Source organism: Vibrio sp. 10N.261.51.F11 (assembly GCF_041471665.1).
GTDB lineage: Bacteria > Pseudomonadota > Gammaproteobacteria > Enterobacterales > Vibrionaceae > Vibrio > Vibrio crassostreae_C.
In genome coordinates this window covers 15,712-32,999 of the sequence record NZ_JBFROW010000004.1, presented here as the reverse complement: position 1 = coordinate 32,999, position 17,288 = coordinate 15,712, and the positions used below count along the sequence as shown (strand labels likewise).

Below are 17,288 nucleotides of genomic sequence, written 5' to 3'. Positions count from 1 at the left end.
CGCTGAAGATCTTAAATCTTCAGCGCCATTTTTATTGTTTAAGTAGAAGCTTACAGAGAGCTAAACATTACTTAGATTTGCTTTGTGTTTGACTGAACTCAACTACATCTTTGTAGAAAGCACGCTCAAACTGGGTGATAGGTGCTTCCACTGGTTTGTCTGGATCTTGTTCTTCAGGGAAGTAATCACGGACAAATTGTACAAACAGAGAGTTTGGTTTTCCCGCTTTATCTAATCCGTATCCCGCCATGTTGTAACTGCCGTATAGAGAACCACTCTTGGCGATAATGTTGCCTTGAATCGGTGCTTTTCTCATGCTCTGACGGTATTTGAGCGTTCCATCAGTGCCAGATGTAGGCATAGCCTCAATCAGGCTGAGCTGTTGATCGTTTTCCCAGATATAACGAAGCACTTGAGCCATGGTCTGTGACCTCATTCGGTTATTTCTGGATAACCCTGAACCATCGACGAGCTGCGCTTTACTGAGGTCAATATTAGCCTTGGTCAGCAGTATCTGTTTTATTGCTTCAGTGCCGTTATTGAAGCTGCCCGGTTGAACATAAAATGTTGCTCCTAGCGTTTTAGTTAGATTATCTGCGATAAGGTTATCTGACTTCTTGAGCATGATATCGAGCAGTTCAGGAAGCTTTTCTGAGTTGTGACTAGCGACTAACGTGGTTTTGTCTGCTTGCGCTTTTTTACCAATAATCACATCACCTTTTACTTCTATTTTCAGTTCTTTGAGAAGCGATGTAACGACTTGATAGGTGTAAAGTTCTGGATTTTGAATCGCGAACTTGAGTGGCAGTGGCTTTTTACGCTCAACCAAGCAACCAGAGAGCTTGTAAGCGTTATCTGGTGTGGTGGTGAGCTCTAAGTCGCATTGTGTTGCCTTCTGCCCTGATCGAGTTACCGTGGCGGCGGTGGTTGTCACGTCTATCGGATAGTGAGCGGGAATATAGACACGAGTGCTGCCGTTATCTTTTGTATAAATAGAGGCTTGTGCGCAGTTGCTGTCTAAGGTCATCGCACTCGAAGGCGCGCTGTAACAAACCCCTAGAATGTCCCAAGGCCACCCCACCGCTCGCTGATAGCCCGTAAAAGTCGAGTTATCGAGGTATAAGTTGCCTTTGATGGTTCTTGATTGAGACTTAGCGTATTGAGCCAAAAGGCTTTTAAGCTGTTCTCGTTGCAGCGTTGGGTCGCCACTAAATGAAATGATAGAGTCATTACCAGAACGAACAATGCTGGTCGTGTAGTGAAAGTCATCCCCTAACTCCAACTTAGCCGCCAAAGCTGTCACCAGCTTCAAAGTACTGGCGGGTGGATAGAAGCCATCACTATTGGAATTCAGTTTGTTTGAATCGCCTTTCAGGGATTCCAAAATTACACTGGTGCTACTGCCATCAGGCAGTTTATCTAGAGGGGGGTAAGCGAAAGCGTTAACTGAGAAAGCGCTAATGGAAAAACTACATACCAGTAGTGTGGATAGAAGGCGCATAGAAGATTTCTTGGGTGGCTGATGTTTTCAGTATACAGATATAAAAAACGCCCGCTAGATAGCGGGCGTTTTGATTCTCAATTAACTAATTAATCAATTAGATAATCAGAATTAGAAGTCGTAACGTAGACCTAGAGCTAGCTCGTCTTCAGCGTCTGCTTTAGATGCAGTACCGTTACCCAAACCTACAGTACCAATTGTGTCATTTTCACTGATTAGGTTGAAGTTGTACGAGATGTACGTACGGAAGTTCGGCTTGAAGTAGTAAGTCGCATCGATTGCAACGTTGTCAGCTGAAGTTTCACCGTCAGTTTCTGCGTTGTTGTACGTTAGTGTGAATGCAGTTTTTTCTAGTGTGTATGCTGCTGCGAATTCGTAACCAGTGTAATCACCGTTATCTTTCGCTAGCTCACCGTCTGTGAATGTACCAGCAAAGTATAGAGCGTCAGTACGGAAAGAAGCTGCTAGCATGTATTCGTTTTGGTCAGCTTGGTCTGCGTAACCAGCACCTAGCTTAAAGCCAGAGTCGCCGATAGCGTAGATACCAGATAGAGAGTAGCCATCAGCGTCGTTGTCACAGTACTCACCGATGTTACAACCATTAACAACACCTTCTTGACGGTCAGCAAAACGGTAGCTTGCTTTTACGCCTAGGTCTTGGAATTGACCTTTGTATGAAACCATGTTGTCTGAACGATCTGCTACAGCAATTTTGTGTGCTGCTGAGTTACCGTGGTAAGACATGATATCGGTAAAGTCAGTGATAACACCTAGCGCACCGTCATTTTTACCGTAAGTTACTTCACCGAAGTCACCGCCGATACCTGCGTATGTGTAACGGTTAGTGATATCGCTGCTATCACTGTTATCAGTCGCGCCGCCGTCTTCGTTAGTTGTGAATTCGCCTTCGTAGAAACCAACGCCGTATAGGCCGTCTTGGATTTCAACTTTACCTAGGAAGTTAAGACGTACACGTGTTTTGTCTTCAGCTTTGCCATCTTTTAGAGATAGACGAGCTTCAGCACGACCACCGATTTCTAGAGAAGTGCCGTTTGAGCTGTATACAGAAGTACCGGCAATATCACCAGCTTGTTTACCGTCGGCTGCCACTGCGTTAGTAGCAAGAGCTGCAGCAGATACAGCAAGCGCGATCATAGTCTTGTTCATGTTATTATTTCCTAATTACTGTCCATAGAAGTTTTATTAAGGATTTGAACCCTTTTGTGTATTGCCTGTATTAATCAGGCTTCATAATCATGATTAGAACAGAAGTCTGAAAATGCCAGTGCAATCCATGGGTTACTTTTTACCTCTAAAGTTCCATGGTCAGTTAGTAAAATGATATAAAACTAAAAAATGAACACTGTTTTATTATATCTTTTTTGTTTAAGTGGTTGTTTTTGAGTGTATTTTATAAAAGTGTGATCTGTGTTTATTTTGTTTGTTTTTTGTTTTTTTAGGTATTTAGCTCTCCACTTATTGATGGGGAGGTTATTATTCATTTTTGTGATGTCTGTAATTTAGACCTAGATAAAGCTTTTATAACGCAAAGTGGAATAAAGGTGATTTAGCCATAAAGTTTGTTTACACTAAGCCAAATCGTTTTGTTTCTATCACCCAATAAATACGTTGGGTGTATTTATGTTGGCCAAAGAAAGCTTTGGCATAGAGGTAAAAAATGGAAAAGGTTCCAATGACAGTACGTGGCGCTCAGCAGCTACGTGACGAATTAGATCGCCTACTTAAGCTACGCCCTGTTATCTCAGCAGCTATTGGTGAAGCACGTGAACTAGGTGACCTGAAAGAGAATGCTGAATACCACGCCGCTCGTGAAGAGCAGGGTATTTGTGAAGCTCAGATCCGTGATATTGAATATAAGCTATCACTGGCTCAGATCATCGATGTAACGCAAATGGATAATACGGGCAAGATTATCTTTGGTACGACAGTGACACTGATTGATGTGGATACCGATGATGAGTTCCGCTACCAAATCGTTTCAGAAGACGAAGCAGACATCAAAACGGGTCGCATTTCTGTGAAATCGCCAATTGCTCGCGGTCTTATCGGTAAAATGGAAGGCGACGAAGTCATGATCTCTACCCCTGGTGGTGACAAAGACTTCGAAATCGACAAAGTAGAATATATCTAATTGAATTTTCTTTGTTTCTGATAAGTAAAAAGGTCGCTAAATGCGACCTTTTTCGTTTCTCACGCTACACTAAAAGATAAGCGCTGTGGCTTCCTATTAGTGAAGTTAGCTTATATCAAACTCGCTTATTTACGTGGAATCTCGATTTTACGTGCTTCTGACTGGCGGAACAGTACTAGAACTTTACCGATAGTCTGTACTTTCTCAGCTTTAGTTTCACGTACAATTGCATCGATAATCAGTTGCTTAGTCTCACGGTCTTCTGATGCAACTTTAATCTTGATCAGTTCGTGGTGGTCTAGAGCTAATTCGATTTCCGCTAGAACAGCTTCAGTAAGTCCATTTGCGCCCATTAGCACAACAGGTTTTAAACTGTGAGCTAGGCCCTTTAGATGCTGCTTTTGTTTGGTACTTAGGTTCATTACGCGGCCAATTTTCTTTACTATTAGGGTTGAAAAAACCTATTTTAACGCCATCTAAAGCTGAAGACTATAATTTATTCAGCAATTAGTACTTTCCTCCAATTTAGGTATCCAATGAGCAAACAGAAACACTCGGCCAGTTCAGGCCGTTGGTTGAAGGAACACTTCGACGACAAGTACGCAAATGAAGCAAGAAAGAAAGGCTATCGTTCACGTGCTTATTTCAAAATGGAAGAGATTCAAACGAAAGATAAATTGCTGTCTCCTGGGATGACCATTGTGGATTTGGGTGCAGCACCTGGCGGTTGGTCTCAATATGCTGCTAAGATTGTTGGAGACAACGGACAAATCATTGCGTGTGACTTGTTACCAATGGATCCGATTGCTGGTGTTAGCTTTTTACAAGGCGATTTCCGCGAAGAAGCTGTGCTAGATGCCTTGTTGGAACGTATACAACCAAACATGGTTGATGTCGTGATGTCAGATATGGCACCTAATATAGCAGGCAACAATTCTGTGGATCAGCCAAGAGCTATGTATTTAGTTGAATTAGCTTTGGATATGTGTCGACAAGTTCTAGCTACCAATGGTAGTTTTGTTGTAAAAGTATTCCAAGGCGAAGGGTTTGACCAATACGTTAAGGACGTCCGTGAGATGTTTAAAACAGTAAAAGTTAGAAAACCCGACTCTTCTCGAGCTCGATCTCGTGAAGTGTTTATCGTAGCCACTGGTTACAAAGGTTAACGATTCTCTTCCAAGAGTGAGAGTTAACAACATGGCTACAGGTTACAAACTGTAGTACCCTACCTTTAATTACAATTAGTTATCGAGAGGCTTACACCTTGAGTGACATGGCAAAAAATTTAATTCTGTGGCTTGTTATCGCGGTAGTGTTGATGTCGGTATTCCAGAGCTTCGGCCCTGGGGAAAGTAACGGCAGAGCAGTAGATTACACCACGTTTGTACAGGAAGTTGGCCAAGGCCAGATTCAAGACGCACAGTTCAATAACAGCGAAATCACTTTCACACGTCGTGGTGGTGGTTCTAAGTATGTAACTTACATGCCTGTTTATGATCAAAAGCTACTTGATGACTTAATTAATCAAAACGTAAAAGTTCAGGGTACACCACCTGAAGAGCAGAGCCTGCTTGGCACTATCTTCATCTCATGGTTCCCAATGATCTTACTGATTGGTGTATGGATTTTCTTCATGCGTCAAATGCAAGGCGGCGGCGGCGGTAAAGGCGCGATGTCTTTCGGTAAGAGTAAAGCTCGAATGATGAGCGAAGAACAAATCAAAACCATGTTTGCTGATGTTGCTGGTTGTGACGAAGCAAAAGAAGACGTGAAAGAGCTTGTGGACTACCTTCGTGACCCAAGCCGCTTCCAAAAGCTAGGTGGTAAGATCCCGACAGGTATCCTGTTGGTTGGTCCTCCTGGTACGGGTAAAACATTGCTTGCAAAAGCGATTGCCGGTGAAGCGAAAGTACCGTTCTTTACTATCTCTGGTTCTGACTTCGTTGAAATGTTTGTTGGTGTTGGTGCATCTCGTGTGCGTGACATGTTCGAACAAGCGAAGAAAGCGGCACCTTGTATCATCTTTATCGATGAAATTGATGCTGTAGGTCGTCAACGTGGCGCTGGTGTTGGTGGTGGTCACGATGAACGTGAACAAACACTGAACCAAATGTTGGTTGAGATGGATGGTTTCGAAGGTAACGAAGGTATTATCGTTATCGCTGCGACTAACCGTCCAGACGTACTAGACCCTGCATTACTTCGTCCTGGTCGTTTTGACCGTCAAGTTGTGGTTGGTCTACCGGATGTACGTGGTCGTGAACAGATTCTTAAAGTACACATGCGTAAAGTGCCACTATCAGGTGATGTTGAACCGTCGCTGATCGCTCGTGGTACTCCAGGCTTCTCTGGTGCAGATCTTGCGAACCTTGTGAACGAAGCGGCGCTATTTGCTGCTCGTGGTAACAAGCGCAATGTATCTATGGTTGAGTTTGAACTTGCGAAAGACAAAATTATGATGGGTGCAGAGCGCCGTTCAATGGTTATGTCTGAAGAAGTGAAAGAGTCAACGGCTTACCACGAAGCGGGTCACGCAATTGTTGGTCGTTTGGTACCTGAACACGATCCAGTGTACAAGGTGTCAATCATTCCACGTGGTCGTGCGCTTGGTGTAACCATGTACTTGCCAGAGCAAGATCGTGTGAGCATGTCTCGCCAACATCTAGAGTCTATGATTTCTAGCCTGTACGGTGGTCGTCTTGCTGAAGAACTTATTTACGGTAAAGACAAAGTGTCAACTGGTGCGTCTAACGATATCGAACGTGCAACTGATATTGCTCGTAAGATGGTTACGCAGTGGGGCTTCTCTGAGAAATTGGGTCCTCTTCTTTACGCAGAAGAAGAAGGTGAAGTTTTCCTAGGTCGCGGCATGAGCCAAGCTAAGCACGTTTCTGATGACACGACTAAGCTTATCGATGAAGAGATTCGTATCCTTATCGACCGTAACTACGATAGAGCTAAGAAGATTCTTGAAGATAACATGGATATCATGCATTCGATGAAAGACGCTCTAATGAAGTTCGAAACGATCGATGCAGGTCAAATTGATGACTTGATGGAGCGTAAGCAAGAGATTCGTGATCCAGCTGGTTGGGGTGATCAGGTAAAAGCTGAACCTACAAAGGAAGAAGCAAAACCTGAAGCTAAGGCAGAAGAAGCTAAAGCGGAACCAAAAGCTGAAGAGTCGAAAGTTGAAGAAGTTAAATCTGAAACAGATGATGCTCAAAACAAAGATTCTTAATTGCTAAGCTTTAAATTAAAACCCTGAGTACGCTCAGGGTTTTTCTGTTTCTAGCCCTAGATGTTTTTACCTTTAAGACCCACCTTCCATGATATTAAAAGCACATAATAAAACGCTCGTTTTAGACCGCCCACATGTGATGGGTATCCTCAATGTTACGCCTGACTCTTTCTCTGATGGCGGAAAATTCAATTCATTAGATAATGCTTTACTGCAAGCAGAGCGAATGATTCAAGCTGGTGTTAGCATTATTGACATTGGTGGTGAATCAACTCGCCCGGGAGCGCCTGACGTTCCTTTAGAAGAAGAGCTCGCTCGCGTTATTCCTGCCATTAAAGCAATTCGCGCTAAGTTTGATGTGTGGATCTCCATTGATACCAGTAAAGCTGAAGTGATGCGCCAAGCCGTTGAAGCGGGGGCTGATTTGATCAATGATGTGCGCGCACTGCAAGAGCCCGGAGCTTTAGAAGCGGCCGCCGATGCTAATGTGCCCGTTTGCCTGATGCACATGAAAGGTCAGCCAAGAACCATGCAAGCTAACCCTAATTACGATGATGTCCTAATGGATGTTGAAGCGTTCTTAAAAGAAAGGGTGGAGGCTTGTGAGGCTGTTGGTATATCAAAAGATCAGCTGATTCTGGATCCTGGTTTTGGTTTTGGTAAAACCATTGAGCATAATTACCACCTATTAGCGCACCTTGAAAAGTTTCACAGGCTTGGGTTGCCAGTCTTAGCGGGGATGTCGAGAAAGTCGATGATCTTTAAGCTACTAGACAAAGCTCCAGCAGATTGCATGGTTGCTAGCGTCACTTGCGCTACCATCGCTGCAATCAAAGGCGCACAAATTATTCGCGTTCATGATGTTGAAGATACATTGGAAGCGATGAAGATAATCGAAGTGATGAATAACAATCACTAATCATAATTAAGGAAAATCAATATGTCTGATAAGAGACGTTACTTCGGCACAGATGGTGTACGTGGCAAAGTAGGCCAGTACCCGATTACACCTGATTTTGTTCTGAAGCTTGGCTGGGCTGCGGGTCGTGTTCTTGCGAAGCAAGGCACAAAGAAAGTCATCATTGGTAAAGATACTCGTATCTCTGGTTACATGCTTGAGTCAGCGCTAGAAGCTGGCCTTGCTGCTGCTGGTCTTCAGGCTACGTTTACTGGCCCAATGCCAACACCTGCTGTGGCTTACCTAACTCAAACCTTCCGCGCTGAAGCCGGTATTGTTATCTCTGCATCACACAACCCATACTACGATAACGGTATCAAGTTCTTCTCTTCTGAAGGAACAAAACTGCCGGACGATATCGAGTTGGCAATTGAAGCAGAGTTGGATAAAGACATCGAATGTGTTGATTCTTCAGAGCTAGGTAAAGCAGTACGTTTGAACGATGCGGCTGGCCGTTACATCGAGTTCTGTAAAAGTACGTTCCCACATAAAATGACATTAGCTGGCATGAAGATCGTTATCGATTGTGCACATGGTGCGACTTACCACATTGCGCCTGCTGTATTTAAAGAACTGGGTGCTGAGGTCGTTGCGATTGGTGTTGAGCCAAACGGTACTAACATCAACCACGAAGTCGGTGCGACGGATGTACGTGCTCTGCAAGCAAAAGTGCTTGAAGAAAAAGCGGCATTAGGTCTTGGCTTTGATGGTGATGGTGACCGTATCATCATGGTTGACGAGCTAGGCAACAAAGTTGATGGCGACCAAATCGCTTACATTATTGCTCGTGATGCACTGCGTCGCGGTGAGTTGAAAGGCGGCGTTGTTGGTACACTAATGACCAACCTGGGTATGGAAAACGGCCTTAAGCAGTTAGGTATTCCGTTTGTACGTGCTGCTGTTGGTGACCGTTACGTAATGGAACAGCTTCTTGCTAAAGGCTGGAAGATCGGCGCTGAAAACTCGGGGCACGTTATCCTACTAGATAAAGTGACGACGGGTGATGCTATCGTTGCTGCTCTGCAAGTTTTGGCTTCAGTTGTTGATAGCGAAATGACACTGAATGAGTTGTCTCAGGGCATGACGTTGTACCCTCAAGTTCTAGAAAACGTTCGTTTCAGCGGAGATTCAAACCCACTAGAAGCCGAAGCGGTAAAAACAGCGGTTGTTGAAGTAGAAGCTGAGCTTGGCGAGAAAGGTCGTGTGCTATTACGCAAGTCTGGTACCGAGCCACTACTGCGTGTCATGGTTGAAGGCGAAGATGCAGAGCTTGTTCAAGCATCAGCGCTTAAGATTGCAGATGCAGTAAAAGCAAACTGCTAATTTAACCTTTTACTTAGCCGGCGTAACGAATAGCGCCTGTGATTAGAAGTGATTGAGTTATCTCACGGTCAAAAGATATAACGGTCAAGAGAGACGTAAATGAGTTTTGTGTCGCTTTTGACCTTTTTTTGACCACTCACTTGGTAAAGGCTTATTTTTTAGCAAATTCTCCTTGTCAGCCATCGTCGCATTCGCTAGTATTGCTCGGCCTTCAGTTAGGAGGTCGCTAGCCTTGTTCTTAAAAATAGTTTTTTGAACGGCGCTGGCTCAACAATTAGGAACATAGGTGGAAAAATGTTTACAGTTCTACTTGTGATTTACCTGTTGGCAGCGCTTGGTGTAATTGGCCTAGTGTTGATTCAACAAGGTAAAGGCGCAGATATGGGAGCCTCTTTCGGTGCTGGCGCTTCAAACACTGTGTTTGGTGCTGGTGGCTCAGGAAATTTCCTTACCCGAATGACTGCAATTTTTGCAACTACATTTTTTATCCTTAGCTTAGTGCTTGGTAATATGTCTACACATAAAACTGAGTCACAATGGATTGACCCGACCCAAGGTCAGGTGATTCAACAAGCTGATGATGCAGTGAGTGAAGTTCCGGCGCAAGGCGACGAAATTCCACAATAATCTGTAAAGATTTGATGCCGAGATGGTGAAATTGGTAGACACGCTAGCATGAGGTGCTAGTGCCTTAGGGTGTGAGGGTTCGAGTCCCTCTCTCGGCACCATGTTTACAAACTTGTAAAACATCTTGTTGGGCGTATAATGCTCGCAAGTCGGACGCGGGATGGAGCAGTTTGGTAGCTCGTCGGGCTCATAACCCGAAGGTCGTCGGTTCAAATCCGGCTCCCGCAACCAATTTCAATGCTATTATATAGCTTGTATTGGTAGCAAGTTTGCACAGTGTGAACCTCACTGTGAGTTAGGTGCGATATCGAATGTGATGGCACTTAACATATAAGGGTCCAGCAACAAAAACCCCGGCTTATACGGGGTTTTTTGTTATCTAAGCATTTGTAAATGTATTTAGATAATGTTTGCTTGGAATTTAAATTGGGCTTTGAGCCCTTTTTTTGTTTCTGGAGTGGTTAAATGACTGGTTTAGAAAGACAACTTACTGAAATGCTTGACGCTCCAGTAGCAGCATCAGGTTATGAGTTAGTTGGATTAGAATTTATTCGTGCTGGTGAGCACTCAACGCTACGTATTTACATCGATTCACCAAACGGTATCAATGTAGATGATTGCGCTGAAGTTAGCCACCAAGTAAGTGCCGTAATGGACGTTGAAGATCCAATTTCAGTGGCTTATAACCTTGAAGTGTCTTCACCAGGTTTAGAGAGACCACTGTTCAAAGCAGAGCATTACCAACAATTTATTGGTCACGAGGTAAGCATCGTTTTGAAAATGGCTGTCGGCAACCGTCGTAAATGGAAAGGTGATATCCAATCTATCGAAGGCGAGACAGTGAAAGTATTGGTTGAAGGACAAGAAGAAGAATTCGTCCTGAGCAATATTGCGAAAGCTAACCTGATCCCTAAATTTTAGTTCTCCTAGAGAGAAGAGCTTAAGAGGCTAGATTAATGAACAAAGAAATTTTGGCGGTAGTAGAAGCTGTTTCAAATGAGAAAGCAGTTCCTCGTGAGCGTATTTTTGAAGCGCTTGAAATCGCGCTTGCAACGGCAACAAAAAAGAAAAGCGAACTAGAAATTGAAGTTCGTGTTGAAATTGACCGTAAAACGGGTGATTTCGAAACTTTCCGTCGTTGGGAAGCTGTTGAGGAAGTTGAATTCCCAACAAAAGAAATCTCTATTGAAGCTGCAAAGTACGATGACCCAGAGATCGAACTTGGCGGTTTCATTGAAGATGATATCGAATCAGTAACGTTTGACCGTATTACGACTCAAACGGCTAAGCAAGTTATCGTACAGAAAGTACGTGAAGCTGAACGCGCTCAAATCGTTGAGCAGTTCATCGATAACGAAGGCGAGCTAGTAACTGGCGCAGTTAAGAAAGTTAACCGTGACACTATTATTCTAGACCTAGGTAACAACGCTGAAGCGGTAATCCTTCGTGATGACCAACTTCCTCGTGAAAACTTCCGTCCAGGTGACCGTGTTCGTGGTCTTCTTTACGCAGTTAAACCAGAAGCTCGTGGTTTCCAGCTTTTCGTTACTCGTTCGAAGCCAGAAATGCTAGCTGAACTATTCCGTGTTGAAGTGCCTGAGATTGGTGAAGAGCTAATTGAACTTAAAGGTGCTGCACGTGACGCTGGTTCTCGTGCTAAAATCGCTGTGAAAACAAACGACAAACGTATTGACCCAGTTGGTGCGTGTGTTGGTATGCGTGGCGCACGTGTACAAGCTGTTTCTAACGATCTTGGTGGTGAGCGTATTGATATCGTTCTTTGGGATGATAACCCGGCTCAATTCGTAATCAACGCAATGGCTCCTGCTGATGTTGCTTCAATCATCGTTGATGAAGACGCACACTCTATGGATATCGCTGTTGAAGCGGATAACCTAGCACAAGCGATTGGCCGTAGCGGTCAAAACGTACGTCTAGCGTCTCAACTTACTGGTTGGGAACTGAACGTAATGACTGTTGCTGATCTTGAGAAGAAGCACCAAGAAGAAGCAGTTGCTTCTATTGAAAACTTCATGAAGCACCTAGACATTGAAGAAGACTTTGCTCAAATGCTTGTTGAAGAAGGCTTCTCTACGCTTGAAGAAGTAGCATACGTTCCTGTGAACGAGCTTCTTGAAGTAGACGGTCTAGACGAAGGTATCGTTGAAGAACTACGTAACCGCGCAAAAGACGCACTGACTACTCTAGCGCTAGCGAAAGAAGAAACTTTCGACGGTGTTGAGCCTGCTGAAGACTTACTTGCACTTGAAGGTCTTGAGCGTGAAATGGCTTACAAGCTAGCAGCAAAAGGCGTTGCGACACTGGAAGACCTAGCTGACCAAGGCGTTGATGAACTAGAAGGCATCGAAGACCTAACTGCAGAGCGTGCAGGCGAGCTAATTATGGCTGCGCGTAACATCTGTTGGTTCGGCGACGAAGAATAATTCAGCAAGGAGAGAAAGCGGTATGACACAATTAACAGTTAAAGCACTGAGTGAAGAGATTGGTACGCCAGTTGACCGCTTAATTGAACAACTTGCTGATGCAGGCATGAAGAAAGCAGGGTCGGATCAAGTGACTGATTCAGAGAAGCAAACATTGCTAACGCACCTTAAAAAGGAGCACGGCGATACTTCAGGCGAAACAGAACCGACTCGTTTAACTCTTCAACGCAAGACCCGCAGCACGCTAAGTGTTGCCGCTGGAGGCGGTAAGAGTAAGGATGTTCAAGTAGAGGTACGTAAAAAGCGTACTTACGTGAAGCGCAGCACTATTGAAGATGAAGCGAAACGTGAAGCTGAGGAAGTAGCTAATCGTGAAGCGGAAGAGAAAGCACAACGCGATGCTGAAGAGCAAGCGAAACGTGATGCTGCAGAGAAAGCACAGCGCGAAGCTGAAGAAAAAGTAACACGTGAAGCGGATGCAAAACGTGAAGCTGAAGAGAAGGCTCAACGCGCACAAGCTGAAAAGGCTAAAAAAGACATGAATTCAAAAAATGCAGACGCTAACGCACAAGCGAAAAAAGAAGCGGATGAACTTAAAGCTCGTCAAGAGCTAGAAGCAACTCGTAAAGCAGAAGCTGAAGCAGCTAAGCTTGTTGAAGAAGCTCGTAAGTTAGCAGAAGAGAACCAAGAACGTTGGTCTGAAGAAGAGAAGAAGAAGAAAGAGCAAGAGAAATCTGCGGATTACCATGTGACTACTTCTACTTACGCTCGTGAAGCTGAAGATGCGGCAGATAAGAAAGATGAGAAAGCACCTCGTCGTCGCAAGAAGAAAGCAGCTCCTGCTAACCAACCTGCAAACAACCGTGGTGGTCGTAACCAGCGTGGTCGTGGCGGTAAAGGTAAGCTTGCTAAACCAACTTCAATGCAGCAAGGCTTCGATAAGTCAGCAACTGTTGCTAAATCTGACGTTGCTATCGGCGAAACTATCGTTGTTTCTGAACTGGCTAGCAAAATGTCAGTTAAAGCAACTGAAGTTATCAAAGTAATGATGAAGATGGGCGCTATGGCGACTATCAACCAAGTGATCGACCAAGAAACAGCACAACTTGTTGCTGAAGAAATGGGTCACAAGGTAATCCTACGTAAAGAAAACGAACTTGAAGAAGCAGTACTAGCTGACCGTGATAGCGATGCTATCGCTGAAGGTCGTGCTCCTGTTGTTACTATCATGGGTCACGTTGACCACGGTAAAACTTCAACACTTGATTACATTCGTAAAGCACACGTTGCTTCTGGCGAAGCTGGCGGTATCACGCAGCACATTGGTGCTTACCACGTAGATACTGACAACGGTATGATCACTTTCCTTGATACTCCTGGACACGCGGCGTTTACAGCTATGCGTGCTCGTGGTGCTCAAGCGACAGATATCGTTGTACTTGTAGTTGCAGCAGACGATGGCGTAATGCCACAAACAATCGAAGCAATCCAGCACGCGAAAGCGGCAGGCGTTCCTCTGATTGTTGCTGTGAACAAGATCGATAAAGAGGGTGCAAACCCAGACAACGTTAAGAATGAGCTAGCTCAATACGACGTTATCCCTGAAGAATGGGGTGGTGAGAACATCTTCGTTCACATCTCTGCTAAACAGGGTACAAACATCGATGGTCTTCTAGAAGCAATCCTTCTTCAGTCTGAAGTTCTTGAACTTACAGCGGTTAAAGAAGGCATGGCGTCTGGTGTTGTTGTTGAATCTCGTCTTGATAAAGGTCGTGGTCCAGTTGCAACAGTACTAGTACAGTCTGGTACTCTAAACAAAGGCGATATCGTTCTTTGTGGTCAAGAGTACGGCCGTGTTCGTGCAATGCGTGATGAAAACGGTAAAGACATCGAAACTGCAGGTCCATCTATTCCTGTAGAAATTCTAGGTCTTTCTGGTGTTCCTTCGTCAGGCGATGAAGCGACTGTTGTACGTGATGAGCGTAAAGCACGTGAAGTTGCGAACTACCGTCAAGGTAAATTCCGTGATGTTAAACTAGCTCGCCAACAAAAAGCGAAACTAGAGAACATGTTCGCGAACATGACGGCTGGCGAAGTTGCTGAGCTTAACGTGGTACTTAAAGCTGACGTTCAAGGTTCTGTAGAAGCGATTGCTGACTCTCTACTGAAACTGTCAACTGACGAAGTGAAAGTGAACATCGTAGGTTCTGGTGTTGGTGGTATTACTGAAACTGATGCAACGCTTGCTGCAGCTTCTAACGCTATCATCCTTGGTTTCAACGTTCGTGCTGACGCAACTGCGCGTAACACGGTTCAGAACGAAAACCTAGATCTACGTTACTACTCAATCATTTACCAACTAATTGACGAAGTTAAACAGGCGATGGGCGGTATGCTTGCTCCTGAATTCCGTCAAGAGATCATTGGTCTTGCACAAGTTCGTGACGTATTTAAGTCGCCTAAACTTGGTGCAATCGCTGGTTGTATCGTGACTGAAGGTACGATTAAGCGTAGCAACCCAATCCGTGTACTTCGTGAAAACGTTGTTATCTACGAAGGTGAACTAGAGTCACTTCGTCGCTTTAAAGATGACGTTCAAGAAGTTAAGAACGGTTACGAGTGTGGTGTCGGCGTTAAGAACTACAACGACGTTCGCGTTGGTGACCAGATCGAAGTATTCGAAATCGTTGAGGTTAAACGTACTCTAGACTAATCAGTCTGTACGACTCGACATATTGACTAAGGTTACTAACCTTACTAGTAAAGGTAATAAGTAATCGGTTGTTGAATACACCATGGGGGGCTGGTTATTACCAAGCCCCCCATCTTTCTAAGTGAGAAAAGAAAATGTCAAAAGAATTTAGCCGCACACAACGTGTGTCTCAGCAGCTTCAAAAAGAGCTTGCGCTTATCCTACAACGTGAAGTTCGTGACTCACGTATTGGTATGGTAACTATCTCAGACGTAGAAGTGTCTCGTGACCTTGCTTACGCAAAAGTGTTCGTGACTTTCCTATGTGTTGGTGAGCAAACACCGGAATCATGCCTTAAAGCTCTTAAAGAGCATGAAGTGCCAGTTCGTATGGCTCTTGGTAAGCGTATTCGCCACCGTCTAACGCCTGAAGTTCGTTTTACTTACGACAACACACTAGTAGAAGGCATGCGTATGTCTAACCTAGTAAGTGAAGTTCTGAACGACGACAAGCGTAAGCAAGAAGAAGCTGGCCGCACTGACGAAACTCAGTCTAAGGGCGAAGAGTAATGGCTCGCCGTCGTAAAGGTCGCCCTATCAACGGGGTAATTCTATTAGATAAGCCGACTGGCATTTCGTCTAATGATGCACTGCAAAAAGTAAAGCGTATTTACTTTGCAGAGAAGGCAGGGCACACCGGTGCTCTGGATCCTCTTGCGACTGGCATGCTGCCAATTTGTCTTGGTGAAGCAACGAAGTTCTCTCAGTTTCTTCTAGATTCTGATAAGCGCTACGTTGTTATCGCTAAGCTTGGTGAGCGTACCAATACCTCTGACTCTGATGGTGAAGTGGTAGAGACACGTGATGTTAACGTGACTCAAGAACAGCTTGAACGTTGCATTGCGAGCTTCAAGGGTGAAACCGATCAGATACCATCAATGTTTTCGGCATTGAAGTATCAAGGTAAGCCTTTGTACGAATACGCACGTGCAGGTATCGAGGTTCCTCGTGAGTCTCGTAAGATCACTGTGTACTCTATTGAACTGCTTCGCTTTGAAGGTGATGAAGTTGAAATGGAAGTGCATTGTTCGAAAGGCACATACATCCGCACAATTACCGACGACCTTGGTGAAATGCTAGGTTGTGGTGCTCACGTGACCATGCTTCGTCGTACAGGTGTCGCAAAGTACCCATACGAGCGTATGGTGACTTTGGAGCAGTTAAACGAGATCCTAGAGCAAGCACAGGCGCAAGAAATTGCACCGAAAGAGCTGCTTGATCCACTGCTGATGCCAATGGACACTGCCGTTGAAGACTTACCAGAAGTAAACCTGAACGCGGAACTGACTGACCTAGTTCAGCACGGTATGCCAGTTCAGGTTGCTGGTGCGCCAACTGAAGGCACGGTTCGTATGACAAGTGGCGAAGAGAAGCTGTTTGTCGGCGTAGCTCAGATTGCTGAAGATGGCCGAGTTGCACCGAAGCGTTTGGTTGTTTTCAGAGATGAAGAGCCACAAGCGTAGCGCTTACATCGGATCTTAGCGCTGAGTCGTGAAAAGTGAGCAAATAAGATAGAAAGCGAACGCCTAATTTAGGTGGTTCGCTTTTTTCGTTTTTAATGGGTTCGATTGTTATTGCACCAACTGACAAACTTCCCTATAATCCTCGGCTCGCGTAGCGGCTGAATCAGAGATTGGCTGCTACAAATATAAACTTACTCTTATCAGGAGAGAATTATGTCTCTGAATGCAGAAACTAAAGCAGCAATCGTTGCAGAATACGCACAATCTGAAGGCGACACAGGTTCACCAGAAGTACAAGTAGCACTACTTACTGCTTCTATCAACCACCTACAAGGTCACTTCAAAGCGCACAAACACGATCACCACAGCCGTCGTGGTCTACTACGTATGGTTTCTAGCCGTCGTAAGCTTCTTGATTACTTGAAAGGCAAAAACCTTGCTCGTTACCAAGACCTAATCAAGCGTCTAGGCCTACGTCGCTAATAGCGATGTCTGCAAAGACAGTTTGAAGAAAAGGAGCATTTATGCTCCTTTTTTTGTGCCTGTAAGAAAATGCTAGGCTGGATGCTCAGAATATCATCTGGCTTTTTCTGATAGGAAATATATCTCCTAATAAAAATAGTTTATACTACGCCCGCCTATAGCGTTTTCAGCGTTTGGCAATCAACCTCTCAAGAGATTACAGTCACAGATGTCGGCCAATAGGTCGCGACTATTCAAAGGCGGATTTGGTCTTAATTCGGCGTATGAACACATACAAAGAGTCACCATCCTAAGTCCCTTTTCACTAGTCGCGATTGGTAATGTCTTGAGTCATTATTCACTTAA

At 44.6% G+C, this 17,288-nt stretch carries 15 protein-coding genes and 2 tRNA genes; 14 read left to right on the top strand and 3 right to left on the bottom strand.

Features of this window, described 5'->3' with window-relative positions; all coding sequences use genetic code 11:
* Positions 1 to 67: 67 nt before the first annotated feature.
* Positions 68 to 1,501, bottom strand: a complete 1,434-nt coding sequence (gene dacB / locus AB4351_RS01730; protein ID WP_372124921.1) for a serine-type D-Ala-D-Ala carboxypeptidase — start codon at positions 1,499 to 1,501, stop codon at positions 68 to 70.
* Between the two features lie 111 nt (positions 1,502 to 1,612).
* Positions 1,613 to 2,668, bottom strand: coding sequence for a porin (locus AB4351_RS01725; protein WP_372124919.1), 1,056 nt, complete (start codon positions 2,666 to 2,668; stop codon positions 1,613 to 1,615).
* 511 nt (positions 2,669 to 3,179) lie between these two features.
* Between AB4351_RS01725 and greA the strand changes: the two genes are divergently transcribed.
* Positions 3,180 to 3,653, top strand: a complete 474-nt coding sequence (gene greA, locus AB4351_RS01720) for a transcription elongation factor GreA (RefSeq protein WP_017059397.1) — start codon at positions 3,180 to 3,182, stop codon at positions 3,651 to 3,653.
* A gap of 125 nt (positions 3,654 to 3,778) precedes the next feature.
* Here the strand turns inward: greA and yhbY are convergent, their stop codons facing one another.
* Positions 3,779 to 4,075, bottom strand: coding sequence for a ribosome assembly RNA-binding protein YhbY (yhbY, locus tag AB4351_RS01715; RefSeq protein WP_004738252.1), 297 nt, complete (start codon positions 4,073 to 4,075; stop codon positions 3,779 to 3,781).
* Between the two features lie 114 nt (positions 4,076 to 4,189).
* Between yhbY and rlmE the strand changes: the two genes are divergently transcribed.
* The 13 genes from rlmE (at position 4,190) to rpsO (ending at position 16,943) form a co-directional block, all read left to right on the top strand.
* Positions 4,190 to 4,819, top strand: a complete 630-nt coding sequence (rlmE, locus tag AB4351_RS01710; protein ID WP_017059396.1) for a 23S rRNA (uridine(2552)-2'-O)-methyltransferase RlmE — start codon at positions 4,190 to 4,192, stop codon at positions 4,817 to 4,819.
* A gap of 107 nt (positions 4,820 to 4,926) precedes the next feature.
* Positions 4,927 to 6,894 (top strand): ATP-dependent zinc metalloprotease FtsH, encoded by a 1,968-nt coding sequence (gene ftsH, locus AB4351_RS01705; protein WP_017068905.1) that lies wholly within the window; start codon positions 4,927 to 4,929, stop codon positions 6,892 to 6,894.
* 88 nt (positions 6,895 to 6,982) lie between these two features.
* A complete protein-coding gene (folP, locus tag AB4351_RS01700; RefSeq protein WP_102319906.1) occupies positions 6,983 to 7,813 on the top strand; it encodes a dihydropteroate synthase in 831 nt (276 codons plus the stop codon).
* 21 nt (positions 7,814 to 7,834) lie between these two features.
* Positions 7,835 to 9,175: a phosphoglucosamine mutase gene (glmM, locus tag AB4351_RS01695; protein ID WP_102393176.1), complete on the top strand. Its 1,341-nt coding sequence runs from the start codon at positions 7,835 to 7,837 to the stop codon at positions 9,173 to 9,175.
* Positions 9,176 to 9,469: 294 nt separating this feature from the next.
* Positions 9,470 to 9,802: a preprotein translocase subunit SecG gene (secG, locus tag AB4351_RS01690; protein ID WP_017059392.1), complete on the top strand. Its 333-nt coding sequence runs from the start codon at positions 9,470 to 9,472 to the stop codon at positions 9,800 to 9,802.
* A 16-nt stretch (positions 9,803 to 9,818) separates the two neighbouring features.
* A tRNA-Leu gene (locus tag AB4351_RS01685) sits at positions 9,819 to 9,903 on the top strand.
* A 53-nt stretch (positions 9,904 to 9,956) separates the two neighbouring features.
* Positions 9,957 to 10,033 (top strand) — tRNA-Met (locus tag AB4351_RS01680).
* Positions 10,034 to 10,267: 234 nt separating this feature from the next.
* Positions 10,268 to 10,723, top strand: coding sequence for a ribosome maturation factor RimP (gene rimP, locus AB4351_RS01675; RefSeq protein ID WP_004738265.1), 456 nt, complete (start codon positions 10,268 to 10,270; stop codon positions 10,721 to 10,723).
* Positions 10,724 to 10,758: 35 nt separating this feature from the next.
* Positions 10,759 to 12,246, top strand: a complete 1,488-nt coding sequence (gene nusA / locus AB4351_RS01670) for a transcription termination factor NusA (protein WP_017059230.1) — start codon at positions 10,759 to 10,761, stop codon at positions 12,244 to 12,246.
* A gap of 22 nt (positions 12,247 to 12,268) precedes the next feature.
* Positions 12,269 to 14,959, top strand: a complete 2,691-nt coding sequence (infB, locus tag AB4351_RS01665; protein ID WP_017059231.1) for a translation initiation factor IF-2 — start codon at positions 12,269 to 12,271, stop codon at positions 14,957 to 14,959.
* 134 nt (positions 14,960 to 15,093) lie between these two features.
* Positions 15,094 to 15,507 (top strand): 30S ribosome-binding factor RbfA, encoded by a 414-nt coding sequence (gene rbfA, locus AB4351_RS01660; RefSeq protein ID WP_017065964.1) that lies wholly within the window; start codon positions 15,094 to 15,096, stop codon positions 15,505 to 15,507.
* Positions 15,507 to 16,460 (top strand): tRNA pseudouridine(55) synthase TruB, encoded by a 954-nt coding sequence (gene truB / locus AB4351_RS01655; RefSeq protein WP_017059233.1) that lies wholly within the window; start codon positions 15,507 to 15,509, stop codon positions 16,458 to 16,460. The genes rbfA and truB overlap by 1 nt, the downstream gene beginning before the upstream one ends.
* Positions 16,461 to 16,673: 213 nt before the next feature.
* Positions 16,674 to 16,943: a 30S ribosomal protein S15 gene (gene rpsO, locus AB4351_RS01650; protein ID WP_010436144.1), complete on the top strand. Its 270-nt coding sequence runs from the start codon at positions 16,674 to 16,676 to the stop codon at positions 16,941 to 16,943.
* Positions 16,944 to 17,288: the final 345 nt, after the last annotated feature.